Source organism: Dysgonomonas sp. Shenzhen-Wh21 (assembly GCF_043392705.1).
In the GTDB taxonomy this organism is placed as follows: Bacteria; Bacteroidota; Bacteroidia; order Bacteroidales; family Dysgonomonadaceae; genus Dysgonomonas.
Genome location: NZ_JAIXHZ010000033.1, coordinates 1 through 12,008, shown reverse-complemented (window position 1 = coordinate 12,008; position 12,008 = coordinate 1). Strand labels below are relative to the sequence as shown.

Below are 12,008 nucleotides of genomic sequence, written 5' to 3'. Positions count from 1 at the left end.
ATGTTTGATAATTATCGCATTATTTAATTGACTAGAGAAGACTGAGGATATTAAGAGAAAATGAAAAAATCGACAATTTGGATACTCGCAGCAATAATGGCTGTAGCATTCTTTGGTCTGTTGTATTTACAAATAACCTATTTACGCGAATCAATAAGATTGAGGAGCGATCAGTTTAATGAAGCGGTAAACCGTAGTTTGGCTCAAATTTCAAGAAATTTGGAACTCGATCAAACAAAAAAATATCTGGATGAAGCGTTCATTGAAACACAGAAGAAGGATGCAGCGGCTTACAATCGCTCTATGGCATTAAGAAATCAGCCACAGGAAGAAACTGTTACACAGCAGCAAAGAACAAAGATGACCGCGCCCGACGGTACAGTCATTTATATGGAACACAATGTGACTACGGTACAAACAACACCGCCTAAACAGGTATTCCAGTCGCCTAAAAGCGGCACAAATGCGATCTCAAAAACATTCTTCGACCTACAGGAAGAGCAGATAAAGAGATACCTATATGAAAAAGATATCATGAATGATGTCTTGAACAGGATTTTCAAATCGGCAAGTGATGTGCCTATAGAAGAAAGGATAAACTTTAAAGATCTGGAGACTAAGATAAAGAATGAATTAAAAAACAATAATATAGAGTTACTTTTCCAGTACGAAGTTGTAGATAAAAATGATAAGCCGGTTTATAGGCAACCACGTTTTCTGGATAGAGACAAAAAATATGCATATCAACAAGTACTATTTCCGAATGATCCGCCCAATAAAGTTACCTATCTGAAAGTTTACTTTCCCGATAAAGGGCACTATCTATCAAGCGAGGTATCATTCTTGTATCCAGCCATAATATTTACTTTTATCTTGTTGGTTACATTTATAATAATAATATATATCACATTCCGACAAAAGCGTTTATCGGAAATGAAGAATGACTTTATGAACAATATGACCCACGAATTGAAAACACCGGTATCGACTATATCTTTAGCCGCCCAGATGTTAAAAGACGGGGCTATTACAAAATCACCCGAGGTATTTAAACATATATCCGGGGTAATAAACGACGAAACGGAACGATTGAGTTTTCAGGTAGAAAAAGTTCTTCAGATGTCGCTATTCGAAAAACAAAGAGCTACACTAAAACTCAAGGAACTGGATGCCAATGACATTGTGGTAGGGGTTGCAAACACATTCCAAATCAAAGTTGAAAAATTTGGAGGAAATCTCGATATCGATTTAGAGGCTACCGAATCTGCAATCGAAGCAGACAAGATGCACATTACAAATGTATTGTTCAATCTGCTCGATAACGCCGTGAAGTACAGAAAAGAAGATGTTCCTTTGCAACTGATGATTCGAACGTGGAACAGCAATAATAAATTGTACATCGCTGTAGAGGACAATGGTATCGGAATAAAAAAGGAATATGTAAAGAAAATATTCGAACGGTTTTATCGGGTATCAACAGGTAACAGACATGATGTCAAAGGTTTTGGACTAGGACTTGCATACGTAAAAAAAATAATAGAGGATCATAAAGGAACAATAAAAGCCGAGAGTGAGCTGGGGAAGGGCACCAAATTTATAATTTGCCTGCCTATAATGAAGAGTAAAAGTTAGTTAAGCAAAATAAACTGTAAATAAGTAAGTTATGGAAGAAAAATTGAAACTGTTTTTATGTGAAGATGATGAAAATCTTGGTATGTTGCTAAGAGAATATCTTCAGGCCAAAGGGTACGACACAGACCTCTACACCGATGGTGAGGTTGGATACAAAGGCTTTGTTAAAGAAAAGTATGATTTGTGTATATTGGATGTTATGATGCCTAAAAAAGACGGTATCACTCTTGTGAAAGAGATCAGAGCAATCAATACAGAAATACCTATCATATTCTTGACAGCCAAAAATATGAAAGATGATATTCTGGAAGGATTCAAAGCCGGAGCAGATGATTATATCACGAAACCATTCAGCATGGAAGAACTTGTTCTTCGTATCGAAGCAATCTTCCGTCGTGTGAAAGGTAAAAGAAGCAAAGAACAACAGCTTTATCAGTTTGGTAATATGAACTTTGATACTCAAAAACAAATTTTGACGATCAATGGAGAAAGCACTAAACTTACAACTAAAGAAGCAGAACTTCTTGCTCTATTGTGTGCTCATGCCAACGACATTCTGGAAAGAAATCATGCCCTAAAGCAAATTTGGGTGGACGATAACTACTTCAACGCTCGTAGCATGGATGTTTACATCACTAAATTACGTAAGCTATTGAAACCTGACCCAAGTATTGAGATCATCAATATACACGGTAAAGGTTACAAACTGATAGCTCCGGTAAACGAAGAAGAAAGCGCAGAGTAATAAATGCAATTATATATGAGAGGCTAATGATAGAATATGATCATTAGCCTTTCTTTTTAGTAATTCTATAACCTTTGCAAGAGGCAGCAAAAGCATTATCTACATCAATCCAAAATAATAATATTGAAAAGTGAATTAAGAAGTAAAGTATGTCTTTTTAACTCATACTTTTTTTATTTGTGCATTATCAGTGTCTTATATCTCATTTTTTTACTAATTTTGCACCCTGAATTGAATTGCTTATATAAATTATAAATATTGAAAATGAAAGCATTTGTATTCCCAGGGCAGGGAGCTCAGTTTGTAGGAATGGGTAAAGACCTTTACGAAACATCTCCTGTTGCTAAAGAAATGTTCGAAAAAGCGAATGAGATTTTAGGTTTCCGCATAACAGATTTAATGTTTAACGGTACTGACGAAGATCTCCGTCAGACTAAAGTTACTCAACCGGCTATTTTCCTCCATTCGGTAATATTGGCTAAAACAATTGGCGATGAATTTAAGCCGGATATGGTTGCGGGTCACTCTTTAGGAGAGTTCTCTGCTTTGGTTGCTGCCGGCGCCATGTCTTTCGAAGATGGTTTAAATCTTGTTTATAAACGTGCTCTTGCTATGCAGGAAGCATGCGAAATGAATCCTTCTACAATGGCAGCAGTGTTAGGATTGCCAGACGCTAAAGTAGAAGAAATATGTGCATCTATCAAGAATGAAGTAGTTGTACCGGCTAATTATAATTGTCCCGGACAGGTGGTAATATCAGGTTCTAATGCAGGTATTGATGCTGCATGCGAATTGTTACTTGCTGCCGGAGCAAAAAGAGCTCTTAAGCTGAAAGTAGGAGGAGCATTCCACTCTCCATTGATGGAGCCTGCAAAAGTAAAATTGTCGGAAGCTATAAACAATACAATTATCACAGTCCCTACATGTCCTGTATATCAGAATGTGTCTACAGTAGGAGAAACAGATCCTGCCGTTATAAAGGACAATTTGATAGCACAATTAACAGCACCTGTAAAATGGACTCAATCTGTAGAACATATGGTTGCAGATGGAGCTGTTGAATTTGTGGAACTTGGACCGGGTAATGTTTTACAAGGTCTTGTAAAGAAAATAGCACCACAGGTATCTGCAACAGGCAAGCAACAATTGGTTAGCTGCATTTAAAAAATAAATCAAAATGGCTTTTTTTTCAGGAAATAAACAAGCCGACGATCAAGATGAAACAGCGAAGAATATTTTTCTGTTCGAACTCGTTCAGAAAAATATTCTTGTTACAGGATCTAACGGACAGTTGGGAAATGAGATAAGACGAATATCGGCTAATCATGAAAACAACTTCCGTTTCTTCTTTACAGATGTAGCGGAGCTTGATATCACCGATCTTAGGGCTGTAGATTCCTTTATAAAAGAAAATAATATAAAGTATATTATCAACTGCGCAGCTTATACAGCTGTGGACAAAGCAGAGGATGATGTAGATTTATGTTATAGAATCAACCGTGATGCTGTTGCCAATTTAGGATTGGCAGCAACAAACAACAATGCTAAAGTTATACATATATCCACAGACTATGTGTATGATGGAACAGCAAACAAACCTTATGTTGAGACTGATACGGTAAACCCTCAGTCTGTATATGGCAAATCGAAGCAAGAAGGCGAAGCTGAATTATTGAAAGCTTGTGCTGATAGTATTATCATACGAACAGCATGGTTGTATTCCATTTTTGGGAACAACTTTGTGAAGACAATGATAAAGCTAGGCAAAGAGCGCGAAACACTAAACGTTGTAGCCGATCAGAACGGCACACCTACCAATGGGACAGATCTGGCCAAAACAATTGTAAAAATACTTGATTTCAGTGAAGCTAACGGATTTAAACCCGGTATATACCATTACTCCAATGAGGGAGCTACTACCTGGTACGATTTCACATTAGCAATCCACAAAGAAGCGGGTATCAATACATGCAAGGTGAACCCTATAACGACCGAACAATATCCGGTAAAAGCCACAAGACCTAAATATAGTGTACTGGACAAAACCAAGATAAAATCTACATTCAACCTTACTATCCCTAAATGGGAAGAAAGTTTAAACAATTGCATCAAAGAATTGTTATCTATTTGAACTTAGTTAATTTACAATCACATTCTAGCTACTAAAATGAAAAAGATTTATCTTTTCAGTTTTATATTTTTGGTCACAATCGTATCCTGTCAGAATAAACAGTCTGAAAATAAGCAAGCTCAGTTGGATACATTAAATGTTGAGCTTTCAGAAACCCAGTTAAGCAATAAGGCAGACAGCATGGATCTGACGGATATCGCCAGACTGACTGAAAAAGAGTATACCGATCTGCAGTTGTTCAATGTTAAAGGTTTAGAAGGTTACAGTGCCGAAGATTTATCGATGGGGCGCATTTTACTGGCGAATGAGAATGGTAAAATATTAACCGTCCTAGTGATAACAGATGGTGAAATAACCGAATATTTGTTAAGCTACGACAAAAGCGGAAACCTGCAAGATAATTTGCTTGTCGCTTACGAAGATATGGTAGAGTATTACAGCGAAGTATCATCAAAGATAAATAGCAAAGAGATTATTGTTCAGACTATAAATTTCACCTATAGCGACAACGATGATGACCAAGTGGAAAAATCAGATACTGCTTTTGTGAAATATCAAATTACTCCTGAGTTTAAATTTATAGCAAATTAGCATATCCAATATTAAAGAATAAATCAACAGAGGTTTTCCTACAAAGAGACCTCTGTTTTTATTTATAGGCAATAACATTGAGCTCTGACGTTTGACTACAGATATCAGAACCTTGTATTTTCTAATTATTAAATTGTCTTATATTAAAGATCGTTAGCATTATTGAATAAAGAAAAAGGTGACAACAAATAATATACTTAAAAGTGTTACTTTTGTTACTTTTTCTGTTTAATTTATTTTATATATGGAAGTTAAGAGAAAAGGAGCAAAATCCTTAAAAGATATACCGGCCGAAGTATTGCAACAACTGAATCTGGGTACGATAGAGTCTGTTAATCTGACAGAGTGGCTGGCTGTTGACCAAAAAGAGCTTTTGAAAAACGTTCTGCCGGAGAAATATGCGACGGCCTGTTTATCAGACCTTGAAGTGTTGGAAAAAGCAAGCACAATGCAAACAATACGCAGAATCGGAGAAACGCTTTTGAGAGAAACACTTCAAGAAACAGATAAGAAGCTGTTGAAAGAACTAAAAAGTCACATATCCGATAATGTACGCTGTTGGGCTGCTTATATGATAGGTCTAGACAAATCAATATCTTTTGCCGATAAATTGGAAGCGATCAAAGATTTTGCAGCCGATGGTAATTTTGGGGTAAGAGAGATTGCATGGATGGCCGTTCGTGAAGATATGAATCGCAATATAGAAAATGCTATACCAATATTATTAGGATGGACTAGAGACAAAGATCATAATATTCGCAGATTTGCATCAGAAGCTATACGTCCGAATGGGGTATGGAGCAAACATATCGAAAAACTTAAGCAACAGCCCGAAATTGCTTTGCCAATTCTAGAAGCGTTGAAGTCGGACTCTGAAAAGTATGTACAAGATAGCGTAGGCAACTGGTTGAATGACGCAAGTAAAACCCGTCCCGATTTTGTAATTGAAGTTACAAGCAAATGGGAAAGCAATAATCCGACAAAGGAGACGAAATATATAATCAAGAAGGCACTTAGAACGATTAACAAAAAATAAGAGATCAACAATGAAAAGAACTACATATAATATACTCATTATATTATTCTTTCTGAATATCCTTTCGCTAAGAGGACAAGAGTCGATAGTCCCCGATTTGCAAAAATTGTATGAATATACAGACTCGCACTTTGTTGATCTGAGAGCAAAACAGCAACCATTGATCGGAGTCTCTGCAAGCCGCACAAGCAATGGTGGATCGAGCGTGCCCGGAACATATATAGAAGCTATTCTCAAAGCCGGAGGACGACCTCTTATTATCCCTGTGATGACAAAAGGAACAGTACTGAGAGATATTGTAAAGGATCTTGACGGATTAGTAATGACCGGCGGTGAAGATTTCAACCCGCTATACTATAAAGAGCAGGCGATCCCGGATATGAATGACATAGATTCTATCCGTGACATTTACGATTTGGTACTTTTAAAGTTAGCGACAGACCGCAACATCCCTGTGTTGGGGATATGTAGAGGAGAGCAGGCGATCAATGTTGCTTTTGGAGGAACACTCTATCAAGACATTCCCACACAGCATCAGAATAAAAGCGTAAAACATAGGCAAAGTGAGCCTAAGGAAGTCGGAACACATAAAGTCTCTATTGCAGAAGAGTCTCAGTTGAGCAAGATACTTGGAAAAACAGAAGTATTTGTCAACAGCTTCCATCATCAGGGTGTAAAAGATGTGGCTCCCGGATTCAAATTGGCAGCAACAGCACAGGATGGCATTGTGGAAGCGATAGAAGCCTATCCCGACAGAAGAATAATCGGTGTACAATGGCATCCCGAAGGACATGTGGCCGGGGGAGATACTACGATGCTGAAATTCTTTAAATTCATAGTTTCTGAAGCCGAAACTTTCAGAAAGGCAAAAGAACTGCATAAACATATATTTTCTATTGATACCCATTGCGACACTCCTTTAGAATTCAAAAAAGCAGGATTCGATATCGGAAAAAGAGAAAACAATCAGGTGAATATTCCGAAGATGGAAGAAGGCATGCTAGATGCTATTTTCTTTGCTGCTTATACGGCTCAAGGGAAACGGGATAAAGTTTCATCGCAGGCTGCCGTCGACAAAATATACGGATTGATAAAGGGTATCCATTCGCAGGTAGAGAAAAATAACGATATCTGCGAAATAGCTTATACGACAGATGATCTTGCTAGAATAAAAAACGCAGGAAAAAAAGCTATTTTCATAGGAATAGAAAATGGTTATGGAATAGGGAAAGATATTGAAAATATTGCCCGATTCAAGAAAATGGGTGTGAATTATATTACGCTTTGCCATACTAAAGACAATGATATATGTGATACATCGAGTGATACTACACGTGAATGGAATGGGTTAAGCCCCTTTGGCAAAGAGGTAATAAAAGAAATGAACAGACAGGGAGTGATGATTGACATATCACATGCGAGTGAAAAGACTTTTTGGGATGTTATCAAACTCTCTACTCATCCTGTTATCGCTTCTCATTCGTCGGTACAAGCACTATGCTACCATGACCGAAACCTTACAGACAAGCAAATGCAAGCTTTAGCCAAGAACGGAGGAGTTGTGCAAATATGCTTGGTTGATCTCTTTGTGAATAAAGATCGTAAAAAAGCATCCCTATCTGATGGTATAGAGCATATCGATTATGCCGTAAAGGTCGCCGGAATAGATCATGTAGGCATTGCTTCCGATTTTGACGGCGGTGGCGGGCTTATTGGGTGCAATGGTAGCAATGATATGATTAATATTACGATGAAGCTTTTAGAGAAAGGTTATACGGATGAAGATATCGCTAAGATATGGGGAGGGAATTTCCTTAGGGTAATGGCTACTGTTCAAAAAGGAGCACAAAAGTAAGTAAGGATAAATAGAACTGCCTGAAAGGATTTTACCTTTTAAAACACGAGATGTTTCGCTTCGTTCAGGATGACAAAGAAGAGTAAGTTATTTACTTCCTTTCAGCCAGTTCTACTTAGTATCTAATTGTTCAAATATTTTTTAAGAACTCACACAAAGCCTTTGTAGCTAATGCTCTGTGACTTACGCTATTCTTCACCTCTGACCCTAATTGGGCAAATGTTTGATCGTATCCATCAGGTTGAAAAACAGGGTCATATCCAAATCCTGCGTCTCCCCTTTCTTCGGTGATAATACTACCCTTCACCTTTCCTTCGAACAGATATTCTTTACCATCCAATATCAGTGCGATCACAGTTCTGAACTGCGCTTTCCTGTTAGTAGTACCATCAAGCTCTTTGAGCAGCTTTTTCATATTTGCCTTCGAGTCATGATCTCCTCCCGCATAACGGGCAGAGTATACTCCCGGAGCACCGTTCAAGGCTTCGACTTCCAGTCCTGTATCATCTCCGAAGCAGTCATAGCCGTATTTATCTTTTACGTAGCGGGCTTTTATCAGAGCATTTTCCTGTAATGCCTCTCCCGGTTCTTCAATATCTTCGTGGCAGCCGATATCTTTTAGGCTGAGTATATCAAAACTGCTTCCAACAACTGCTTTTACTTCTTCGAGCTTATGGCTGTTGTTGGTAGCAAAAACTAATTTTCTTCTCATTTTTTATCTTTTGAATTATAGGCCTCTAAAGCTTTTTCTAATACAGTAAGCGCCTTCGCTAAATCTTCTTTATTAAGTACATAAGCAATACGCACTTCATTTTTCCCAAGTCCCGGTGTAGTGTAAAAGCCTGAAGCGGGAGCCATGAATATAGTTTGTCCTTCGTATTCGAAATCGGACAAACACCATGCGCAAAAGTCGTCAGAATCTTCAACCGGCAATCGGGCAACAGTATAGAATGCGCCCATAGGTATAGGAGAATATACTCCCGGAATACGGTTTAGCCTATCTATTAAGAATTTCCGTCTCTCTACATACTCTTCGTATATGTCGCGGATATATTCCAAAGAAGCATCCAGAGAGGCTTCCGCTGCTATCTGACCGATAAGTGGCGGACTAAGACGAGCTTGACACAACTTCATTACAGTTTTGCGAAGTTCCTTGTTCTTGGTAATCAAAGCACCGATGCGGATACCACATTCGCTATATCGTTTCGACACAGAGTCAATTAGTACGACATTCTCCTCAATTCCAACAAGGTGACAAGCCGAAACATAAGGTGAGTTGGTATATATAAAGTCACGATATACTTCGTCTGAAAACAGATAGAGATCATATTTTTGAACCAAATGTTTTATCTGGTTCATTTCTGTACGAGAATACAGGTAGCCAGTCGGATTATTCGGGTTACAAATAAGGATACCTTTAGTCCGCTCATTAATAAGCTCTTCGAATTTCTCTACAGGAGGTAGTGCAAACCCCTCATCGATGGTAGAAGACACCGTACGGATAACTGCTCCTGCCGATGCTGCGAACGCCATGTAGTTGGCATAAGCAGGTTCGGGAACTATGATTTCATCTCCCGGATCGAGACAAGCCAAGAAAGCGAATAATACCGCTTCTGAGCCACCCGTAGTAATAATAATATCATCGGGAGATACATTAATATTATATTTTGCGTAATATCCTATCAACTTTTCACGATAAGAACGGTAACCATCGCTTGGACTATATTCTAAGATCGTGCGGTCTATATTCCGAATCGCTTCGAGAGCTTCTTCCGGTGTCGGTAGGTCGGGTTGTCCGATATTCAGATGGTAAACTTTTAGACCTCTAGCCTTTGCAGAGTCTGATAAGGGAGCCAATTTTCTGATTGGCGAATTTGGCATATCTATTCCTCGTTGCGAGATACTTGGCATAATCGAATATATTATTTATACAATTTTACAATGAAGCACAAATATACGAATTATAGGAAAACTTATACCCGGAATGCAAAAATAGATTTTTAGTTCTGTGAGTTAGATATATACAACGTTATGCATTGAATATCAAACAATGTTAATAATCTTATTCTATTCAAACAACAAAAAGGCAGGTATTTATCAGAAAAAGGAATATATTTGCTTTTCACATAGTGGAAGACCCGGACAAAATTATCATATATCATATAGGGAAGTCGAATTAACCCGAAACGACCCTATCAAAAGCAGTGTAAAAAAGTGGAGCTTATTCAAGAGACAGTGAGGTTAACAGATAAAGAAACTCACGAAGCCCTGTTCAAAAGGTGGTATGAGCCTTTATGTAAATACGCTTATAGTATTCTCAAAGATCAGTTCGAGGCAGAAGATGCTGTTCAGAAAGTATTTTTTAAACTATGGGACGACCGCCTCAATACGAGTATAACCGTGTCGATAAAGTTTTATCTGTATATGGCTGTGCATAATATCTGTCTAAACCGAATTAAACAGATGAAGGTGCAACAGAAGCACAATCAACAAATAGCCTTAGACGAACCGGTTGAGCATAACGAGGTATATGAAGGCATAGTAGAAAAAGAACTGAATTATAAAATCACGATGGCGATAGCTCAATTACCGCCCCGATGCAGAGAGGTATTTGAACTTAGCCGATTCGAAATGATGAGCTATAAGGAGATTGCTCAAGAACTGGCAATCTCTCCAAATACTGTAGAAAACCAAATAGCTAAAGCACTGAAGATCTTGAGAGAAAACCTGAAAGAATTTATTTCCGTAGTAGTGTTATATTACTTAATAAAACTGATTGGGCTATGGTAACGAATGACACTGACAGATTATTAGCACGATATTTTGCAGGAGAGTTATCTCCTCAAGATAGAATACGCTTGGAGAAGTGGCTTGCCGAGTCGCAGGAGCATGAAGACTATTTCTTTGAGCTCACTTCGCTTTATCAAAATATGGGAACGGGCGAATACCCTTCCTTCGATGTACAAAAAGCGATTGAAATACTAGAGGAACATATAAATAAAACCTCTCTAAAGACGGTATCTCACAAAAGGAACAAAAGAAAGCCTCTAGCTTGGATAATCGGTGCAGCTGCTGCTGTAGCGATACTATTTTTTATCTTCAACAGCAAGCAAGACAATCCAATTACTAACATTACAGAGAAAGGGTTGTATTCTTTTTCCGACAGTACTAAAATTAATTTGATAGAAGGTGAAATCTCTTTTTGCAAAAACGGAATAAGAGATACTATTTATCTAAAAGGAAAGGCTTCTTTTGAAATGCAATCGGAAAAAGCAGAAAGCAAAATTGTAAAAGCAGGGAATGTATATGTAAAAGATATCGGTACAAAGTTTACAGTTGAAGCAAATACTCCCGACTCAGTTTTTGTGAGTGTTACCGAAGGCGAAGTATTGTTTTATTCGGACAACAACACCGGCATAAATCTTAAGATGAACCAAAGCGGATATTACTTGTCTAAAAACAATAAATTCTATACGGAAACAATGAGAGGTAATTTCCAGTTTAAAGGAACACCTCTAGGCGAAGTTATCACCCAACTAAATACATTCTATGGGCAACAGATAGAGCTAAAAGATAAAAGTATCCAAGATCTTCCGATTACAGTAACATTCACAAAAGAAGATTTGTCTACCATACTCGATGTAGTGGCTATTACATTAAACCTGAAAGTAGACCACATAGGCGATGGCTATACAATCGAATAGGGAAAGATCATAATTAAAGTCGAATGAAAAGAATAATATTTATATCATTATTTATCCTTATCACTGCTAGCTTGCGCTCTCAAAATATGGTAAACATAAAATTGCAGAATGAGAGAATAGGTGTGGCCATGAAACTTATAACCCAACAGACGGGTGTCGAGTTTTCGTACAATCCGAAGGTTGTTGATACGCATAAGAAGATTTCTATCAACATTGTCAACAAAGAGGTAACGGAGGCAGTATACATATTGCTGCACGACAAATATTTTTTTTATATTATAAAAGGTAAATACGTAATAATAACATCAGCCAAA

The 12,008-nt window shown here is 37.7% G+C and carries 12 protein-coding genes; 10 read left to right on the top strand and 2 right to left on the bottom strand.

The features are described 5' to 3' along the window. The first annotated feature begins 60 nt into the window (after nucleotides 1-60). The 7 genes from LDB17_RS01380 to LDB17_RS01350 all read left to right on the top strand — a co-directional run bounded on the left by LDB17_RS01380 (nucleotide 61) and on the right by LDB17_RS01350 (nucleotide 7,990). A complete protein-coding gene (locus LDB17_RS01380; protein WP_252638951.1) occupies nucleotides 61-1,632 on the top strand; it encodes a cell wall metabolism sensor histidine kinase WalK in 1,572 nt (523 codons plus the stop codon). Nucleotides 1,633-1,663: 31 nt separating this feature from the next. Continuing rightward, nucleotides 1,664-2,377, top strand: coding sequence for a response regulator transcription factor (locus LDB17_RS01375; RefSeq protein ID WP_006842944.1), 714 nt, complete (start codon nucleotides 1,664-1,666; stop codon nucleotides 2,375-2,377). 264 nt (nucleotides 2,378-2,641) lie between these two features. Next, nucleotides 2,642-3,541 (top strand): ACP S-malonyltransferase, encoded by a 900-nt coding sequence (gene fabD, locus LDB17_RS01370; protein WP_252638950.1) that lies wholly within the window; start codon nucleotides 2,642-2,644, stop codon nucleotides 3,539-3,541. Nucleotides 3,542-3,554: 13 nt separating this feature from the next. Next, complete coding sequence (gene rfbD / locus LDB17_RS01365) at nucleotides 3,555-4,508, top strand: dTDP-4-dehydrorhamnose reductase (protein ID WP_252638949.1); 954 nt, start codon at nucleotides 3,555-3,557, stop codon at nucleotides 4,506-4,508. A 36-nt stretch (nucleotides 4,509-4,544) separates the two neighbouring features. Further along, on the top strand, nucleotides 4,545-5,099 hold the full coding sequence (locus LDB17_RS01360) for a hypothetical protein (RefSeq protein WP_135105115.1): 555 nt from the start codon (nucleotides 4,545-4,547) through the stop codon (nucleotides 5,097-5,099). Between the two features lie 244 nt (nucleotides 5,100-5,343). Continuing rightward, nucleotides 5,344-6,135 carry a DNA alkylation repair protein gene (locus LDB17_RS01355; RefSeq protein ID WP_252638948.1) on the top strand — a complete coding sequence of 264 codons (792 nt, stop codon included), beginning with the start codon at nucleotides 5,344-5,346 and terminating at the stop codon, nucleotides 6,133-6,135. A gap of 10 nt (nucleotides 6,136-6,145) precedes the next feature. Then, nucleotides 6,146-7,990 carry a membrane dipeptidase gene (locus LDB17_RS01350; protein WP_252638946.1) on the top strand — a complete coding sequence of 615 codons (1,845 nt, stop codon included), beginning with the start codon at nucleotides 6,146-6,148 and terminating at the stop codon, nucleotides 7,988-7,990. 130 nt (nucleotides 7,991-8,120) lie between these two features. Here LDB17_RS01350 and LDB17_RS01345 read toward each other — a convergent pair whose 3' ends face one another. Next, nucleotides 8,121-8,702 (bottom strand): non-canonical purine NTP diphosphatase, encoded by a 582-nt coding sequence (locus LDB17_RS01345; protein ID WP_252638944.1) that lies wholly within the window; start codon nucleotides 8,700-8,702, stop codon nucleotides 8,121-8,123. Continuing rightward, complete coding sequence (locus tag LDB17_RS01340) at nucleotides 8,699-9,901, bottom strand: pyridoxal phosphate-dependent aminotransferase (RefSeq protein ID WP_006842951.1); 1,203 nt, start codon at nucleotides 9,899-9,901, stop codon at nucleotides 8,699-8,701. The genes LDB17_RS01345 and LDB17_RS01340 overlap by 4 nt, the downstream gene beginning before the upstream one ends. Nucleotides 9,902-10,204: 303 nt before the next feature. Here LDB17_RS01340 and LDB17_RS01335 point away from each other — a divergent pair, with 303 nt between their 5' ends. The 3 genes from LDB17_RS01335 to LDB17_RS01325 all read left to right on the top strand — a co-directional run. Further along, on the top strand, nucleotides 10,205-10,780 hold the full coding sequence (locus LDB17_RS01335) for an RNA polymerase sigma-70 factor (protein ID WP_252638935.1): 576 nt from the start codon (nucleotides 10,205-10,207) through the stop codon (nucleotides 10,778-10,780). Then, a complete protein-coding gene (locus LDB17_RS01330) occupies nucleotides 10,774-11,694 on the top strand; it encodes a FecR domain-containing protein (RefSeq protein ID WP_252638933.1) in 921 nt (306 codons plus the stop codon). Before LDB17_RS01335 ends, LDB17_RS01330 begins: the two co-directional genes overlap by 7 nt. A 23-nt stretch (nucleotides 11,695-11,717) precedes the next feature. Continuing rightward, nucleotides 11,718-12,008: STN domain-containing protein (locus LDB17_RS01325; RefSeq protein WP_393924845.1), on the top strand; the 291-nt coding region annotated here is incomplete at its 3' end.